Origin of the sequence: Delftia sp. WSY_10 (genome assembly GCF_043104705.1) — a bacterium.
Taxonomy (GTDB): Bacteria; Pseudomonadota; Gammaproteobacteria; order Burkholderiales; family Burkholderiaceae_C; genus Comamonas; species Comamonas tsuruhatensis.
The window spans coordinates 76,930-94,312 of sequence record NZ_JBICKY010000035.1 but is presented as its reverse complement, the minus strand read 5'-3'; the positions used below and the strand labels follow the sequence as shown (position 1 = coordinate 94,312).

The 17,383-nt window shown below is 66.3% G+C and carries 14 protein-coding genes; 8 read left to right on the top strand and 6 right to left on the bottom strand.

The window, feature by feature from the left end; genetic code table 11:
- The first annotated feature begins 293 nt into the window (after window positions 1-293).
- Genes aceE through lpdA form a run of 3 tightly spaced genes read left to right on the top strand, consistent with a single transcriptional unit; the run spans window position 294 to window position 6,600 of the window.
- Window positions 294-3,011 (top strand): pyruvate dehydrogenase (acetyl-transferring), homodimeric type, encoded by a 2,718-nt coding sequence (gene aceE / locus ACF8ML_RS16130; protein ID WP_016447107.1) that lies wholly within the window; start codon window positions 294-296, stop codon window positions 3,009-3,011.
- A gap of 19 nt (window positions 3,012-3,030) precedes the next feature.
- Window positions 3,031-4,740, top strand: a complete 1,710-nt coding sequence (gene aceF, locus ACF8ML_RS16125; protein WP_392407400.1) for a dihydrolipoyllysine-residue acetyltransferase — start codon at window positions 3,031-3,033, stop codon at window positions 4,738-4,740.
- 15 nt (window positions 4,741-4,755) lie between these two features.
- Complete coding sequence (lpdA, locus tag ACF8ML_RS16120) at window positions 4,756-6,600, top strand: dihydrolipoyl dehydrogenase (protein ID WP_043790151.1); 1,845 nt, start codon at window positions 4,756-4,758, stop codon at window positions 6,598-6,600.
- A gap of 90 nt (window positions 6,601-6,690) precedes the next feature.
- Here lpdA and ACF8ML_RS16115 read toward each other — a convergent pair whose 3' ends face one another.
- Window positions 6,691-7,620, bottom strand: coding sequence for a LysR family transcriptional regulator (locus tag ACF8ML_RS16115; RefSeq protein ID WP_016447104.1), 930 nt, complete (start codon window positions 7,618-7,620; stop codon window positions 6,691-6,693).
- 63 nt (window positions 7,621-7,683) lie between these two features.
- Between ACF8ML_RS16115 and ACF8ML_RS16110 the strand changes: the two genes are divergently transcribed.
- Together ACF8ML_RS16110 and ACF8ML_RS16105 are read left to right on the top strand one after the other, a co-directional pair.
- The gene (locus ACF8ML_RS16110) at window positions 7,684-8,301 is read left to right on the top strand and encodes a LysE family translocator (protein ID WP_047327341.1); all 618 of its coding nucleotides are present in this window, start codon (window positions 7,684-7,686) and stop codon (window positions 8,299-8,301) included.
- Window positions 8,302-8,644: 343 nt separating this feature from the next.
- A complete protein-coding gene (locus tag ACF8ML_RS16105; protein ID WP_392407399.1) occupies window positions 8,645-9,883 on the top strand; it encodes a CynX/NimT family MFS transporter in 1,239 nt (412 codons plus the stop codon).
- Here the strand turns inward: ACF8ML_RS16105 and ACF8ML_RS16100 are convergent, their stop codons facing one another.
- A complete protein-coding gene (locus ACF8ML_RS16100) occupies window positions 9,884-10,909 on the bottom strand; it encodes an aromatic acid exporter family protein (RefSeq protein ID WP_016447101.1) in 1,026 nt (341 codons plus the stop codon).
- 180 nt (window positions 10,910-11,089) lie between these two features.
- On the bottom strand, window positions 11,090-11,581 hold the full coding sequence (locus tag ACF8ML_RS16095) for an EVE domain-containing protein (RefSeq protein WP_203400928.1): 492 nt from the start codon (window positions 11,579-11,581) through the stop codon (window positions 11,090-11,092).
- A 129-nt stretch (window positions 11,582-11,710) separates the two neighbouring features.
- Here ACF8ML_RS16095 and yghU point away from each other — a divergent pair, with 129 nt between their 5' ends.
- Window positions 11,711-12,550 carry a glutathione-dependent disulfide-bond oxidoreductase gene (gene yghU / locus ACF8ML_RS16090; protein WP_016447099.1) on the top strand — a complete coding sequence of 280 codons (840 nt, stop codon included), beginning with the start codon at window positions 11,711-11,713 and terminating at the stop codon, window positions 12,548-12,550.
- A 7-nt stretch (window positions 12,551-12,557) separates the two neighbouring features.
- On the opposite strand, the gene ACF8ML_RS16085 is transcribed toward yghU, so the two are convergent.
- The 3 genes from ACF8ML_RS16085 to ACF8ML_RS16075 form a co-directional block, all read right to left on the bottom strand.
- A complete protein-coding gene (locus ACF8ML_RS16085; RefSeq protein ID WP_213757825.1) occupies window positions 12,558-13,229 on the bottom strand; it encodes a hypothetical protein in 672 nt (223 codons plus the stop codon).
- 75 nt (window positions 13,230-13,304) lie between these two features.
- Complete coding sequence (locus ACF8ML_RS16080) at window positions 13,305-13,562, bottom strand: GlsB/YeaQ/YmgE family stress response membrane protein (protein WP_012205794.1); 258 nt, start codon at window positions 13,560-13,562, stop codon at window positions 13,305-13,307.
- A 167-nt stretch (window positions 13,563-13,729) separates the two neighbouring features.
- The gene (locus ACF8ML_RS16075; RefSeq protein ID WP_016447097.1) at window positions 13,730-14,365 is read right to left on the bottom strand and encodes a C40 family peptidase; all 636 of its coding nucleotides are present in this window, start codon (window positions 14,363-14,365) and stop codon (window positions 13,730-13,732) included.
- Between the two features lie 191 nt (window positions 14,366-14,556).
- Between ACF8ML_RS16075 and ACF8ML_RS16070 the strand changes: the two genes are divergently transcribed.
- The gene (locus tag ACF8ML_RS16070; RefSeq protein WP_016447096.1) at window positions 14,557-15,159 is read left to right on the top strand and encodes an isochorismatase family protein; all 603 of its coding nucleotides are present in this window, start codon (window positions 14,557-14,559) and stop codon (window positions 15,157-15,159) included.
- 203 nt (window positions 15,160-15,362) lie between these two features.
- Complete coding sequence (locus ACF8ML_RS16065; protein WP_392407398.1) at window positions 15,363-17,249, top strand: propionate--CoA ligase; 1,887 nt, start codon at window positions 15,363-15,365, stop codon at window positions 17,247-17,249.
- Window positions 17,250-17,383: the final 134 nt, after the last annotated feature.

The window sequence follows — 17,383 nt, the reverse complement described above, 5'->3', positions numbered from 1 at the left end:
GTTTTTAAGGAGTATTGGAGTCGCCACGCAGGCGCTTCGGCGACGTTCTTTGGGGTCTTCACTGTATGTGCGTTTGCAGCAAAATTTCAAATTATGAAATCAAAAAGCACCATTTGAAATTCGAAAAAAGTATGCGACACTCGCCGAGCATTGAGGCAGTGAATCGGTATCTTCAAGTTCGCCAGACAGGGTCTGTGCCGCGCAAGGCGTGGTGAACTACCCGCCTGCGATGGCGCGCTGCGCCGCTCACTGGTTCGACCCCAAGACGCTACCTTCTGCAAGGAGACATTCCCATGACAGCTCAGACTGACCCGCAAGGCAATGCAGGCGTTCCCGCCGGCCTGGACCAACAAGAATCGCGCGAATGGATGGACGCACTGTCGGCCGTCATCGATCGTGAAGGCGCCGAATATGCGCACAAGCTGATCGAGGACCTGCTCGAACATGCACGCCAGAACAGCGTGGACATGCCCTTCTCGGCCAACACCGGCTACGTGAACACCATCGAGGCCTCGCAGGAAGCGCGCTGTCCCGGCAACCTGGAAATCGAAGGCCGCCTGCGCGCCTACATGCGCTGGAACGCCATGGCCATGGTGGTCAAGGCCAACCGCCTGCACCCACCCGAAGGCGGTGACCTGGGTGGCCACATCGGCTCCTTCGCTTCGCTGGCCAACATGTTTGCGGCCGGCTTCAACCACTTCTGGCACGCCGAAAACGAAAACCACGGTGGCGACTGCCTGTACATCCAGGGCCACGTCTCGCCCGGCATCTATGCCCGCGCCTATCTGGAAGGCCGCATCTCCGAAGAGCAGCTGCTGAACTTCCGCCAGGAAGTGGACGGCAAGGGCCTGTCCAGCTACCCGCACCCCAAGCTGATGCCCGAGTTCTGGCAGTTCCCCACGGTGTCCATGGGCCTGGGCCCGCTGATGGCCATCTACCAGGCGCGCTTCCTCAAGTACCTGCACGCCCGCGGCATTGCCGACACCGAAAACCGCAAGGTCTGGGTCTTCTGCGGCGACGGGGAAATGGACGAGGTCGAGTCGCTGGGCGCGATCTCCCTGGCCGCCCGCGAAAAGCTGGACAACCTGATCTTCGTGATCAACTGCAACCTGCAGCGCCTGGACGGTCCGGTGCGCGGCAACGGCAAGATCATCCAGGAACTCGAGGGTGAGTTCCGCGGCTCCGGCTGGAACGTCATCAAGCTGCTGTGGGGCAAGGGCTGGGACGAGCTGCTGGCCAAGGACAAGGACGGCGTGCTCAAGAAGATCATGGCCGAGTGCAACGACGGCGACTACCAGTCGTTCAAGGCCAATGACGGCGCCTACGTGCGCAAGAACTTCTTCGGCCGCGATCCGCGCGCGCTGAAGATGGTCGAGCACATGAGCGACGACGAGATCTGGAACCTGCGCCGCGGCGGCCACGATTCGCAGAAGGTCTATGCGGCCTTCCATGCGGCCAATTCGCACAAGGGCCAGCCCACCGTGCTGCTGGTCAAGACCGTCAAGGGCTTCGGCATGGGCAAGATCGGTGAAGGCAAGAACACCGTTCACCAGACCAAGAAGCTGGGCGACGAGGACATCAAGGCCTTCCGCGACCGCTTCAACATCCCGATTCCCGACAGCCAGATCGCCGACCTGCCTTTCTACAAGCCGGCTGACGACACGCCGGAAATGCGCTACCTGCACGAGCGCCGCAAGGCCCTGGGCGGCTACCTGCCGCACCGCCGCGTCAAGGCCAGCGAGCAGTTCACGGCGCCTGCGCTGGACACCTTCAAGGCCATCCTCGAAGCCACGCCCGAAGGCCGTGAGATCTCGACCACGCAGGCCTATGTGCGATTCCTGACGCAGCTGCTGCGCGACAAGGAAATCGGCCCGCGCGTCGTGCCCATCCTGGTGGACGAGGCACGTACCTTCGGCATGGAAGGCCTGTTCCGCCAGATCGGCATCTACAACCCCGCTGGACAGCAGTACACCCCGGTCGACAAGGACCAGGTGATGTACTACCGCGAGGACAAGGCCGGCCAGATCCTGCAGGAAGGCATCAACGAAGCCGGCGGCATGAGCAGCTGGATCGCGGCAGCCACGAGCTACAGCACGAGCAACCGGATCATGATCCCGTTCTACGTGTACTACTCGATGTTCGGCTTCCAGCGCATCGGTGACCTGGCCTGGGCGGCCGGCGACATGCAGGCGCGCGGCTTCCTGCTGGGCGGCACCTCGGGCCGCACCACGCTGAACGGCGAAGGCCTGCAGCACGAAGACGGCCACAGCCACATCCTGGCCAACACCATTCCCAACTGCGTGAGCTACGACCCGACCTTCGCCCACGAAGTCGCCGTGATCATGCAGGACGGCCTGCGCCGCATGGTGCAGGAGCAGGAAAACGTCTTCTACTACATCACGCTGCTCAACGAGAACTACGCCATGCCCGGCCTCACGCCCGGCACCGAGCAGCAGATCATCAAGGGCATGTACCTGTGCAAGCCCGGCCAGAAGGTGCCGGAAAGCGGCCTGCGCGTGCAGCTGCTGGGATCGGGCACCATCCTGCGCGAATCCTTCTTCGCCCAGGAACTGCTGCTGGCCGACTGGGGTATTGCCGCCGACGTGTGGAGCTGCCCCAGCTTCAACGAACTCACCCGCGACGGCCAGGAAGCCGACCGCTGGAACCTGCTGCATCCGCTGGAAACGCAGAAGGTGCCCTTCGTCACGCAGCAGCTGCAGTCGCACAATGGTCCGGTGATCGCATCCACCGACTACATGAAGGCCTACGCCGAGCAGATCCGTCCCTACATGCCCAAGGGCCGCACCTACAAGGTGCTGGGCACTGACGGCTTCGGCCGTTCGGACTTCCGCCGCAAGTTGCGCGAGCACTTCGAGGTGGACCGCCACTACATCGTGGTCGCCGCACTGCGCGCGCTGGCCGAAGAAGGCAAGATCAACGCCACCACCGTGGCCGAGGCGATCGCCAAATACGGCATCAAGGCCGACAAGATCAACCCGCTGCACGCCTGAGTAAGAACGGGAGACACCTATGGCATTGGTAGACATTCAAGTTCCGGACATCGGCGATTTCGATGAAGTCGGTGTGATCGAAGTGCTGGTCAAGGCCGGCGACCAGATCAAGGCCGAGCAATCGCTGATCACCGTCGAGTCCGACAAGGCATCGATGGAGATTCCGTCCAGCCACGCCGGCGTGCTCAAGGAGCTGCGCGTGAACCTGGGCGACAAGGTCAAGCAAGGCAGCATCATTGCCGTGATCGAGACCGCAGACGCTGCGGCACCGGCACCGGCACCGGCAGCTGCTGCCCCGGCTCCCGTGGCAGCGCCTGCATCTGCTGCGCCTGCATCTGCGCCTGCGCCTGCGCCGGCCGCTGCTCCCGCTGCCGCGCCTGCGGCCTCGGGCGCCGCCACGCAGATCGATATCAAGATTCCCGACATCGGCGACTTCAAGGACGTGGCCGTGATCGAGATGCTGGTCAAGGTCGGCGACACCGTGACGGCGGAGCAATCGCTGTTCACTGTCGAATCCGACAAGGCCTCGATGGAGATCCCCTCGCCCGCAGCGGGCACCATCACGGCGCTGACGCTCAAGATCGGCGACACGGTCAATGTGGGCGACGTGGTCGGCCAGATGAGCGTGCAGGGCGCTGCCGCGCCTGCAGCCCAGGCTGCGGCCCCGGCACCTGCTGCTGCAGCCCCTGCACCGGCAACTGCTGCCCCGGCCGCTGCAGCTCCGGTGGCTGCCGCTGCAGCATCGGCTCCTGCCGCTGCACCTGCACACAACCCCACCGTGGCGCCCACCGGCAAGCTGCCCCATGCATCGCCCTCCGTGCGCAAGTTCGCCCGCGAACTGGGTGTGCCGCTGGACGAGGTCAAGGGCTCGGGCAACAAGGGCCGCATCACGGCCGACGACATCCAGGCTTTCACCAAGTCCGTCATGGCCGGTGCCGTGCAGACCAAGGCCCAGGCTGCGGCGGCTCCCAAGGGCGGCTCCGGCGGCGGCGCCGGTCTGGACCTGCTGCCCTGGCCCAAGGTGGACTTCGCCAAGTTCGGCCCGGTCGAGCGCAAGGACCTGTCGCGCATCAAGAAGATCAGCGGCGCCAACCTGTCGCGCAACTGGGTCATGATCCCGCACGTCACCAACAACGACGAGGCCGACATCACCGACCTGGAAGCCTTCCGCGTCTCCACCAACAAGGAGAACGAGAAGAGCGGCGTCAAGGTGACCATGCTGGCCTTCGTGATCAAGGCGGTGGTCGCGGCGCTCAAGAAGTTCCCGGAGTTCAACGCCTCGCTGGACGGCGACACCCTTGTCTACAAGCAGTACTTCCACATCGGCTTTGCGGCAGACACGCCCAATGGCCTGGTGGTGCCCGTGCTGCGCGATGCCGACAAGAAGGGCATCCTGCAGATCAGCCAGGAAATGGGCGAGCTGGCCAAGAAGGCCCGCGATGGCAAGCTCGGCGCTGCCGACATGCAGGGCGGCTGCTTCTCGATCTCGTCGCTGGGCGGCATCGGCGGCACGAACTTCACCCCCATCATCAACGCCCCGGAAGTGGCCATCCTCGGCCTGTCCAAGGGTCAGATGAAGCCCGTGTGGGACGGCAAGCAGTTCGTGCCGCGCCTGACGCTGCCGCTGTCGCTGTCCTATGACCACCGCGTCATCGACGGTGCCTCGGCCGCGCGCTTCAATGCCTTCCTGGGCCAAGTGCTGGCGGACTACCGCCGCATCCTGCTGTAAACGGAGGCCCGACACATGGCAATCATCGACATCAAGGTGCCCGACATCGGCGACTTCGCCGAAGTGGGCGTGATCGAACTGCTGGTCCAGCCCGGTGACACCGTCGCCAAGGATCAGTCTCTGATCACCGTGGAGTCCGACAAGGCCTCCATGGAGATCCCCTCCAGCCATGCCGGCGTGGTCAAGGAACTCAAGGTCAAGATCGGCGACAAGATCGCCGAAGGCGGCCTGATCCTGACGCTGGAGGCCGCTGGCGAAGCGGCCGCCGCACCCCAGGCGGCAGCACCAGCCCCTTCAGCGGCGGCTCCAGCGCCTGCCGCTGCAGCGCCGGCAGCATCGGCTCCCGCTCCGACTGCAGCCAGCTACGCTGGTGGCGCGGCCGACTATGACTGCGACGTGGTCGTGCTCGGCGGTGGCCCCGGCGGCTACTCTGCCGCCTTCCGCGCAGCCGACCTGGGCCTGAACGTGGTCATCGTCGAGCGCTACAAGACCCTCGGCGGCGTCTGCCTGAACGTGGGCTGCATTCCCTCGAAGGCGCTGCTGCACGTGGCGGCCGTCGTGGACGAGGTCAAGCATCTGGAAGTGGCAGGCGTCAAGTTCGGCGCGCCCGAGGTCAACATCGACCAGCTGCGCGGCCACAAGGACAAGGTCATCGGCAAGCTGACCGGCGGCCTGGGCCAGATGGCCAAGATGCGCAAGGTCACCGTGGTGCGCGGCTACGGCAACTTCGTCGGTGCCAATCACCTTGAGGTGGAAGAGACCACGGGCGACGGCCAGGAAAAGACCGGCAGCAAGAAGATCGTGCAGTTCAAGCGCGCCATCATTGCCGCCGGCAGCCAGGCCGTGCACCTGCCCTTCATGCCCAAGGACCCGCGCGTGGTGGACTCCACCGGCGCGCTGGACCTGGCCAGCGTGCCCAAACGCATGCTGATCCTGGGCGGCGGCATCATCGGCCTGGAAATGGGCACCGTCTACTCCACGCTGGGCGCACGCCTGGACGTGGTGGAGATGATGGACGGCCTCATGCAGGGCGCCGACCGCGACCTGGTCAAGGTCTGGCAGAAGATGAACGCGCCGCGCTTCGACAACATCATGGTCAACACCAAGACCGTGGGTGCCGAAGCCACGCCCGAAGGCATCAAGGTCAGCTTCGCGCCCGCCAAGGACGGCATCACCGTGCCCGAGCCCCAGGTCTACGACCTGGTGCTGCAGGCCGTGGGCCGCACGCCCAACGGCAAGAAGATCGCCGCCGAGAAGGCCGGCGTGGCCGTCACGGACCGCGGTTTCATCGAAGTCGACATCCAGATGCGCACCAACGTGCCCCACATCTTCGCCATCGGCGACGTGGTGGGCCAGCCCATGCTGGCGCACAAGGCCGTGCACGAGGCCCATGTGGCCGCCGAAGTCATCGCCGGTGAACTGCAGGGCAACAAGGAGCTGGCCGCCAGTGCCTTCAATGCCCGCGTGATCCCCAGCGTGGCCTACACCGACCCGGAAGTGGCGTGGGTGGGCCTGACCGAGGACCAGGCCAAGGCCCAGGGCATCAAGGTCAAGAAGGGGGTCTTCCCCTGGACGGCATCGGGCCGCGCCATTGCCAATGGCCGCGACGAAGGCGTCACCAAGCTGCTGTTCGACGACAGCCCCGAGGCGCATGGCCATGGCCGCATCCTGGGCGGCGGCATCGTCGGCACGCATGCGGGCGACATGATCGGCGAGATCGCGCTGGCCATTGAAATGGGTGCCGACGCCGTGGACATCGGCAAGACCATCCATCCTCACCCCACGCTGGGCGAGAGCCTGGGCATGGCGGCGGAGGTGGCGCACGGCTCCTGCACGGACCTGCCGCCGCAGCGCAAGTAAGCGCAACGCCCGGCCTTCGGAACGGGCAAGGACACAAAGGCAGCTTCGGCTGCCTTTGTGCTTTGGGGGGAGTACGGGCCGCAGGCCGGCTCAGGCCTGGGAGCGCAGCCACTGCAGCAACTGCGCGTGCACGCCATTCGGTGCAGGCGGGGCAGGGGACAGCAGGCAATAGCGCGATCCATCCTCCACAAAGCCCATGGGCGCTGCCAGCACGCCGCTGGCAATGTCGTCGCGCACCAGCTGCCAGGGGCCTATGGCCACGCCCATTCCGGCCACGGCAGCCTGGAGCGTGAAATAGAAATGTTCGAACTGCAGCTGCGGTCCCGAGGGCTGGGGCTGGCCGCTGCACTCGGCCCAGGTGGCCCAGGCGCCAGGGCGCGTGCGGCTTTGCAGCAAGGGCGCATCGGCGCGCAGCCTGGGCGTGTGCTCTTGCGCGGGGCGGTCGCACCATTGCGCCAGGCGATCTGGCCGGCAGACCGGGCCTATGCGCTCTGCGAACAGCGTTTCGGCATGGCAGCCTGCGGGCAGGGCGAAATCGTCGCGCCGTATGGCCAGGTCGATCCCGTCCGCAAACGAGAACGGGCCGCCGCCGGCCACCAGGTGCAGTTGCAGCTCGGGATGCATTTGCTGGAACTGTGGCCAGCGTGGAATCAGCCAGCGCATCAGCAAGGTGGGTTCGCAGGACAGCACCCAGCGGCGCGCATGCCGCGCGCGTGCGCGCAACTCCTGCGTCGCCTGGCGCATGCGCTCCAGGCCTTCATGCACGGCCTGTGCGAGATGGCGCCCAGCGTCGGTCAGGAAGACGCGGCGGCTGCGGCGGTCAAACAGGGTCACGCCCAGATCGTCTTCCAGCAGGCGCACGGCCCGGCTGATGGCGCCGTGGGTCAGATGCAACTCTTCAGCCGCCTTGCTGAAGTTCTCCCGTCGGGCGGCTGCTTCGAAGCAGCGCAGGGCCTGCAACGACGGCAGCCGCTTGCTGGGAGTCTGTGAATTGAGTTCACTAACTGTGTCAGAAAACATCGTTATGTATTTTCATGGAAGGCCAATACTATCCCGCGTTGCACTGAGTCGAACGGAGAATGCATGACCGAATGGATAGCTGTAGTCACCATTACCTTGCTGGCCGTGATCAGCCCCGGGGCGGATTTCGCCATGGTCACGCGCAACAGCCTGCTGCGCTCGCGCCGCGCGGGCATGCTCACGGCGCTGGGCATAGGTCTGGGCGTGCTGGTCCATGTCAGCTATACCTTGCTTGGGGTGGGGTTGCTGATGCAGCAGGCCACCTGGCTGTTCGATGTGGTCAAGCTGCTGGGTGCAGCCTATCTGATCTATCTGGGCGTGACCATGCTGCGCAGCCGGCCGGACGGAGAAATGGCCAGCCACCCGGCTGCCGTACTGTCCGACATGGCGGCGCTGCGCACGGGCTTTCTGACGAATGCGCTCAATCCCAAGACCACGGTGTTTGTGGTGAGCCTGTTCCTGCAGATCGTGGGGCAGGACACATCGCTGGCCACGCAACTGGCGTACGGCGGGTTCATCTCGCTGGCCCATGTGGGTTGGTTTTGCATCGTGGCGCTGTGCTTCTCTGCGCAGCGGGTTCGTGCCCGGCTGCTGGCCGTACGGCACTGGATAGACCGGGCCTTTGGCGGCATGTTGGTGGGCTTCGGTGTGTTGCTGGCCAGTGCCAAGCTGAGGCTGTGATGCCATGAAGGCCTGACAGGAATCGGTGGGGGAGGACGGGCGAAAGGCCGCAGCGCATGCGGCCTCTGCCCGGCATGCAAGGCCTGCGAGGTGCCATGGGGTGCCTCGCAGGCCAAGCTGTTTCTGGGGCAGCGGAAATGCCTGGCCGCGCAGCTGGAGCGCCTCACCTGGGCGTTCCAGTGCCACGGGCTATGTCGAATGCGCTGCCGATGCCCGCTGCCGCAAGCCGGTTGGTGGGCAGATGCCAGGGGCGCTGCTTGCGGGCGCCGCTTGGCCTATGCTTTCGATACTTCACACATCACCCACAGGGCGCACGGCATGTGCCCCCAGGAAACCGCATCCAATGGAAACAACAAGGCAGGGGGTGCATCCCTCATGGATCGTCGTGATGGCCGGCGTCAGCGCGGCCCTGCATGTAGGCAAGCTGCCGCCGGCCGTGCCGGTGCTGCAGCAGCAGCTGGGCGTGTCCCTGCTGCAGGCCGGCTTTCTGCTTTCCACCGTGCAGGTGGCCGGCATGCTGCTGGGCCTGGTGGTGGGCCTGGGGGCTGACCGCTGGGGACTGCGGCGCAGCATGCTGGCGGGCCTGCTGTTGATGGCGGGTGCCAGCGCACTGGGCGCCATCGCCACGGGTTTTGCACCGTTGCTGGCCCTGCGCGCCGTGGAAGGACTGGGCTTTCTGCTGGTCGCCATGCCCGGGCCAGGCCTGATTCGCCGCTGCGTGGCGCCGCACGATCTGAGCGCGCGCATGGGCTGGTGGGGCACCTACATGCCGCTGGGCAGTGCCATCGGCTTGCTGCTGGGTCCCTGGGTGATGGCCTGGGCTTCCTGGCCGCTGTGGTGGCTGCTTCTGGGGCTGGTCTCTGCCCTGGCTTGCGCCGCCGTGTGGTACGGCGTGCCGGCAGACGGCCCGAAGGCACCCGTTGGCTCGTCGGCGGCTGGTGGGGGGTGGCGTCCGCGCCTGGCGCTGACTTTGCGCAGCCCTGGCCCCTGGTGCGTGGCGCTGGGCTTTGCCGTGTATTCGGGACAGTGGATGGCCGTCATCGGCTTTCTTCCCACGGTCTATGCCGAGGCGGGCCTGGGAGCGGCGTTGTCGGGCACGCTGACGGCCGTGGTGGCGCTGGCCAACATGGTGGGCAATGTGGCATCGGGCCGTCTGCTGCAAGGCGGCTGGAGCGCATCGCGGGCGCTGCGCCTGGGCTTCGGCTGCATGGCGTTGTGCGCGCTGCTGGCCTATGTGCAATGGCAAGGCCAGCCGTTGGCACCTTTGTGGCTGCGCTTTGCTGCGGTAGTTGTGTTCTCGGCAGCGGGGGGACTGATTCCGGGCACGCTGTTTTCCATGGCCGTGCGGCTTGCCCCCGATGAGTCCACTGTTTCGACCACGGTGGGCTTCATGCAGCAATGGTCCAGCGTGGGCCAGTTTGCAGGGCCGCCTCTGGTGGCGGCCGTGGCAGTGCAGGCGGGCGGATGGCAGTGGACCTGGGTGGTGACGGCGGCCATGTGCGCCATCGGCTGGTGGCTGGCCGGAGCCATTGCGCGCATCAGCGCGGCGCCTGCAAGGCAGCGCGAACGCGCTGCCGCCTGATCACGCGTCGCGCGAACCTGTGAGCGCCTTCAGGGCCTCTTCCATCTGTCGTGCGTGGTCCAGCGCGGGCAGCCAGGCCTCAGGCAGCGGTTGGGTGGGCGCCTGGGGGGCCGAGGCGGCCAACCTGGCCAGGGCGTCGTCGGGCTGCAGGGCCACCACGTTGCCATTGGCGGCCAGTTGCCGGCAGGCTTCGATCAGCCATTCACAGTGCAGGACGATGGCGCGCGGCATGAGGCCGCTGTCATGCGACATTCCGCGCACCAGGCTTTCGCCCAGCAGCAGCGCGCTGGCGTACAGGCGCACGGCATGGCGGTCGTAGCGCGCCGTGACGGTCTGCAGTGCCGCGCCACCCAGGCGTCCGCGCACGGACCAGCGGCTGGCGCTTTGCGCCTCCGCCATGGCGGTGCGCAGCGCGCTCAGCGCATCGCTGCTGCGCGTGAGCTGGCCCAGTGCCACGGTGGCGTCGGGTGTGTCGTGGGTGGCGGTGGCACGCAGCGTGGCGTCCAGCCCGTCGGCCAGCTGGCCCAGCAACGCGCTTGCCGAACGTGATACGGCACGCAGCGGATTGGCCGTGAAGATGACCTGGCTGAACATCAGGCCCACGCCTGCGCCGACCAGCACGTCGACCAGCCGGGTTTCGCCCGCCGCGCTGGGCCCCATGCTGAGGACCAGCACCACGGAAACGCCGGCCTGTATCGGAACCACAGGCGGCTGCCCCAGCATGGCGGCCAGCGACAGCGCGACCAGCGAGGCCAGGCTCAGCCGCAGCAGGGGAATGGTGTCGGGCAGCAGCCAGGCCAGTTCGCCGACGATGATGCCGATGGCGCAGCCCAGCACCAGGCCCCAGGTTTGCTTGAGATGGCTGGGCAGGCCGGGCGCCAGGCAGACCAGGGCGGTGACGGCGGCAAAGACGGGTCTGGGGTGGCCCAGCAGGTAGTGGGACAGTTCCCAGGCCAGCATGGCGCCCAGCGAGGCGGCGATGGCATCGCGCAGCGCCAGCCGCAGGCGGCCTGGCGCCGCGGCCATGCCGCTCTTGAGTGGTCCAGTGGTTGTTTTTGCTTTTGATTTTCGCCAGCGCACGAAGATGGTCCCTCCAGCTTGCGAAATCCAGGTTCGCAAATGCCCAAAAGCATAGCGGCCGATGCAGGGCAGGAGTGCAGGAAAGAGGCTTCTTGCTTGTAAGAAAGCAGCTCGTGCGAGGCGTGTTCAGCCGCGCCTGAGCAGGCCTTCGATGAAGCTCCATTCCTCGGGCGTGACCGGCGTGATCGACAGCCGATTGCCCTTTTGCAGCACACGCATCTGCGCCAGTTCAGGATGCGCGCGCAGCTCGGCAATCTGCAGCGTGCGTGTCTTGCGCAGCGCCTGCACGTCCAGCGTGAGCCAGCGCGGCTTGTCGGGAGAAGACTTGGGGTCGTAGTACGGGCTGGCCGGGTCGAACTGCGAGGCGTCGGTGCGCAGATTGCCGGCAATGCGGGCGATGCCGTAGATGCCGGGCTCGGCACAGCTGGAATGCCAGTACAGCACCCCGTCGCCGACCTGCATGGCATCACGCATGAAGTTGCGCGCCTGGTAGTTGCGCACCCCGTCCCAGGCAATGGTGGCCTGCGGCGCGGCCAGCGCGTGGTCTATGGAGTATTCGTCGGGCTCGTTCTTCATGAGCCAGAACTGGCGGGCGGAGGGTGTGGGGGCTGCAGTCATGCAACGATTGTGGCAAATCCCCGGACGCCGTGGCGGCGTTCTGCGCGCGGCGGCAGGAGTGTGTCAGGGGCTGGACAATGGCCTTCAGCCGGGCGCCTTTCCCATGCCCGCGAACCACAGGAATCCTGCATGTCCGACCGCTCCACCTATGTCCCGCCCGCCGTATGGCAGCCTGCGCCCTCGGGCGGCACCTTCGCCAACATCAACCGCCCGGTCGCCGGGCCGACCCACGACAAGACACTGCCGGTGGGGCAGCAGCCTCTGCAGCTGTATTCGCTGGCCACGCCCAACGGCGTGAAGGTCACCATCATGCTGGAGGAGCTGCTGGCGCTGGGCCATGGCGGCGCCGAGTACGACGCCTGGCTGATCCGCATCAGCGATGGCGACCAGTTCTCCAGCGGCTTTGTCGAGGTCAACCCCAATTCCAAGATTCCCGCGCTGGTGGACCGCAGCGTGGAGCCGCCGGTGCGCGTGTTCGAGTCGGGCTCCATCCTGCTGTACCTGGCCGAGAAGTTTGGCGCGCTGCTGCCTGCCGAGCCCGCTGCACGCACCGAGACGCTGAACTGGCTGTTCTGGCAGATGGGATCGGCGCCTTACCTGGGCGGCGGCTTCGGTCATTTCTATGCCTATGCTCCCGAAAAATTCGAGTACCCGATCAACCGGTTCACCATGGAAACCAAGCGCCAGCTGGACGTGCTCAATCGCCAGCTGGCCGAGCACGCCTTCATTGCGGGAGAGCACTACAGCATTGCCGACATCGCCATCTGGCCCTGGTATGGCGCACTGGTGCTCAACGAGGTGTACGGCGCGGCCGAGTTCCTGGCAGCCCATGAGTACACGCATGTGATGCGCTGGGCCCGCGAGATTGCCCAACGGCCGGCGGTGGTGCGCGGCCGCCGCGTCAATCGCACCTGGGGAGACGAGGCCACCCAGGTGCCGGAGCGCCACCGCGCCTCGGACCTGGGCTGATCGCCATTTACTGGGAGCGGCCCCAGGGGCCGCGGTCCGGCTGGCGCCAAAAGCGCGGGCGCTTGCCGGATGGCTCGGCCCCGGGCTCGCCCTCGCCCTTGCCTTTGCCGTGCTCATGCAATTGCTTGCCGGTCTGCTCGACCTTGCGGGCCGTGCGTTCCAGCTGCGTGGGCAGATGCGAGGGAATGTCGAGCTCCGCCTGCTCGACCACACGAATGCAGTCCTGGATGTGGCGCTCTCCCAGGTAGCGCAGCGTGGCGTAGCCCAGGGCGGCCGCTGCAGCCTGGCCGGCCAGCGGCACGTACTTTGCCGCTTGGGTTGCCGTCATGCGCATGCCGGCAGCGCGTGCCAGGCGCACCACCATGTCGCGCGTGATCAGCTTGCCGATCAGTACCGAGCCGACCATGGCCACGGCCTTTTGCACCTGCTCGCGCTTGCCGGGGTCCAGCCTGTCCAGCTGTTCGGGCGTGAGGCCGAACTCACGGTTGATGCGCGGCAGCAGGCGCGCCAGCAGGGCTGCGTCAACCAGCCAGTCCAGCCCCGGGATCGGCAGGCTGCTGGCTGCGGCTCCCACCAGCGCACGCCGGTGCAGCAGCTTGCGCGCGCTCTCTGCGGCCTGCGCCACATCGTGGCGCGGTGGTGGAGGGGGAGGGGTCTTGTCCGATGTGCGAAAGATCATGCGTGCCAGTGGGTCCGGGGCAGATGTCGATCAGGAGAATGCGCCAGCCGGAGGAGGCGGCTGGCGCCGGTGCGGTCAGCGTGCGCTCTTGCTGCGCACCAGGCTGTAGATGAAGAGGATGACGATGGCGCCAACGATGGAGGCGATCCAGCCAGCGGGCTGCCCGGCTTCATACCAGCCCATGGCGACACCGACATAGCTGGCAAGAAACGATCCTGCCACACCAAGCAGGATGGTCATGATCCAGCCAAGGCTGTCGTCGCCGGGTTTGAGTGCGCGCGCCAGCAGGCCAACGACCAGGCCAACGATGAGGGTGCCAATCAAGGACATCATGCTTTTCTCCGAACTGAAGCTTCCATGCCGCGACTCTAGGGCCCGGCGCATGCCGGCCCTGTCGGACAGCGTCTCAACCTGGGACGAAGGCAGTGCAGTGCCCTGAAAAACAAAACGCCTGCATCTGCAGGCGCCTGGACTGGGGGAGGGCAGACAGCCCGCCGTGGTTACTGCAGCTGGCTTGCCTGCATCTGCATGGCCAAGGCAGCCTTGCTGGCATCCAGGCCCAGGCCGTCGGAGTCCTGCACGCGACGGGCGCCATCGAAGCGGCGGGCCCAGTAGGCGCTTTGCATGCTTTCCACGCGCACCTGTGCACCGGTGCGGGGGGCATGAATGAAGTTGCCGTCGCCGACATAGATGCCGACGTGGCTGAAGGCGCGGCGCATGGTGTTGAAGAACACCAGATCGCCGGGCTTGAGTTCGTTCTTGTCGATTTTTTCCGTGGCCTGTGCCTGCTGGTCAGCGCGACGCGGCAGGACCTTGCCCAGGGTCTCGGAGTAGATGGCACGGACAAAGCCGCTGCAGTCGAAGCCGGTCTCGGCACTGTTGCCGCCGCGACGGTAGGGAACGCCGATGAAGCCCATGGCGGTCACGACCAGGTCGGAGGTCTTTTCGGCGACGCTTTGTCGTGCTTCCTTGACGAAGTCGGAAGTGCGCTCCGCCATGTGGTGGCGGGCTTCGCGCAGCTGTGAGATGAGGCTGCGGTTGACCAGCAGCTGGTTCATATCGTCGTCACGCAACTCGGGCGGAGCCGCGTGTGCAGTGGCGCTGACGAACAGGAGTGCGATAAGCCATCGGGACATGGGGCGCGAGATTACCACGCAAAAACGTAGGACAAATTCGATAAGACCCCCGAAGGCCCGGGTTTTTGAGCCACCTCAGGAATCGCCGGTGCCCGGCGGTGATGGCCCCCAAGCTGCGACAATAGCGGGCTGTCCTGTTTTCCGATAAGAAGGGCGGCCCGCGCCGCCTCGTATTCCAAGAAAGATCCGCCATGCTGCTTGAAGCCTCCGACTCCCAGCTTGTACTCGTCGATTACCAGGAGCGCCTGATGCCGGCCATCTTCGAGGGCCCGGCAGTCCTGGCCAATGCCGTGAAACTGGCTCGTCTGGCGCATCTGGTGGAAGTGCCGGTGTTCGGCACCGAACAGAACCCCTCGCGCCTGGGTGCCAACGATGCCCAACTGCGCGCGCTGTGCGACAGGACACTGTCCAAGATGCATTTCAGCGCCGTGTCCGAAGGACTGGGCGAGTGGCTGCGTCCGCCGGCACGTCCCCAGGGCGGCAATGCGCGCAGCCTGCCCAAGCACCTGCAAAAGCCCCAGCAGCAGGCGCCCGAGCGCAGCATGGTGGTGATTGCCGGCTGCGAAGCCCATGTCTGCTTGCTGCAGACGGCGCTGGAACTGCTGGAAGACGAGTTCGACGTCTGGGTCGTCACCGATGCCTGCAGCTCGCGCACCGAGCGCAACCGCGATGCTGCCTTCGATCGCCTGGCCGGCGCGGGTGCCGAACTGGTGACCACGGAGATGGTGGCCTTCGAGTGGCTGCGCAGCTGCGAGCACCCGGCCTTCAAGGATCTGCTGGCCCTGGTCAAGTAAGCGGCTGAAGCGATGGTTTTCCGTCGAGGCGCCTGCACGGCGCCTTTTTTTACGCCCGTCGCAAGGCGGGGCCATGAAAGACGAATGGGACGGAGGGGGCCGGCCCGGGGCGCTGTGCAGGATTTGTCAGCTTTGGGCAAGCGCATTATGAATAATTATGAATTCAGAAGCCGCCAATCCATGACAACGACAGGAGACAGACAATGGCCCCGCGTTTCGACGATTTCCACCGCCGCTCCATCCAGGAGCGCGATGCCTTCTGGGCCGAGCAGGCCGGCCGCATCGACTGGCATGTGCCGCCCCAGCGCATCTGCGACTATGACAACCCGCCGTTCGCCAGGTGGTTCGTGGGCGGCCAGACCAATCTTTGCCACAACGCCGTGGACCGGCACCTGGCCGAGCGCGCCGACCAGAATGCGCTGATCGCCATCTCCACCGAGACCGGCACTGAGAAGGTCTATACCTACCGCGAACTGCATGCCGAGGTGCAGCGCATGGCCGCCGTGCTGCAGTCGCTGGGCGTGCAAAAGGGCGACCGCGTCCAGATCTACATGCCCATGATTGCCGAGGCGGCCTTTGCCATGCTGGCCTGTGCGCGGCTGGGTGCCATCCATTCGGTGGTGTTCGGCGGCTTTGCGTCGGCGGCGCTGGCCTCGCGCATCGACGATGCCGAGCCCAAGGTCATCATCAGTGCCGACGCGGGCTCGCGCGGCGGGCGCGTCGTGGCCTACAAGCCTTTGCTGGACGAGGCCCTGCAACTGGCCAGCCACAAGCCAGCGGCCGTGCTCATCGTGGACCGTGGCCTGGCGCCTGCGCCCATGCGCGCCGGCCGCGACCACGACTGGACCAGCCTGCGTGCGCTGCACGCCGACGCCCAGGTCGCCTGCACCTGGGTGGAATCCACCGACCCCAGCTACACGCTCTACACCAGCGGCACCACGGGGCGCCCCAAGGGCGTGCAGCGCGACACGGGCGGCTACACGGTGGCGCTGGCCGCCAGCATGCCGCTGATCTTCGGGGCCGAGGCGGGCCAGACCTTTTTCTGCACCAGCGACATCGGCTGGGTCGTGGGGCACAGCTACATCATCTATGGGCCCCTGATCGCGGGCATGGCCACCGTGCTCTACGAGGGCCTGCCCATACGCCCCGACGCGGGCATCTGGTGGAGCATCGTGGAGAAGTACCGGGTCACCCACATGTTCTCGGCGCCCACGGCCATCCGCGTGCTCAAGAAGCACGATGCCGAGTACCTGCACCGCCACGATATCTCCAGCCTCAAGGCGCTGTGGCTGGCCGGCGAGCCGCTGGACGAGCCCACGGCGCAGTGGATCAGCCAGGCCCTGGGCAAGCCCATCATCGATAACTACTGGCAGACCGAGACCGGCTGGCCCATCCTCACGCTGTGTAACGGCGTGGAGCAGCAGACCACGCGCTTCGGCAGCCCGGGCAAGGCCGTCTATGGCTATGACGTCAAGCTGATCGACGAGGCCACGGGCGAGGAGCTGCGCGGCGCCGGGCAAAAGGGCGTGCTGGCCATCGAGGGACCGCTGCCGCCGGGCTGCATGCAGACCGTCTGGCGAGACGACCAGCGCTTCGTCAACACCTACTGGAAGAGCATTCCGGGCCGCATGATCTACAGCACCTTCGACTGGGGCATACGCGACGAGGACGGCTACTTCTTCATCCTGGGCCGTACCGACGACGTGATCAACGTGGCCGGCCACCGCCTTGGCACGCGCGAGATCGAGGAATGCATCTCCGCCCACCCCCAGGTGGCCGAAGTCGCCGTGGTCGGCGTGGCCGATGCGCTCAAGGGCCAGGCGGCGCTGGCCTTTGCCGTGCCGCGCACGGCGCTGGAAGGCGAGGCCGAGCGCGCGGCGCTGGAGGCCGACGTGATGAAGCTGGTCGATGCGCGCCTGGGAGCCGTGGCCCGGCCCTCGCGCGTGGTCTTCGTCAGTGCGTTGCCCAAGACGCGCAGCGGCAAGCTGCTGCGCCGTGCCATGCAGGCCGTGGCCGAGGGGCGCGACCCTGGCGACCTCAGCACCATGGAAGATCCGGCCGCGCTGGCCCAGGTGCAGCAGCAGCTGTGAGGCAGGGCACGCGCCGCAACCGCTTGGAGCCGGGGTGATGTGCGCCGGCGCCCCTGCCTGCCGCGCCTACAAGCCTGCCGCGCCTACAATCGCGCCTTGGGCCGCAGCCGGGCCAGGTCCCCAGGCTGCGGCGC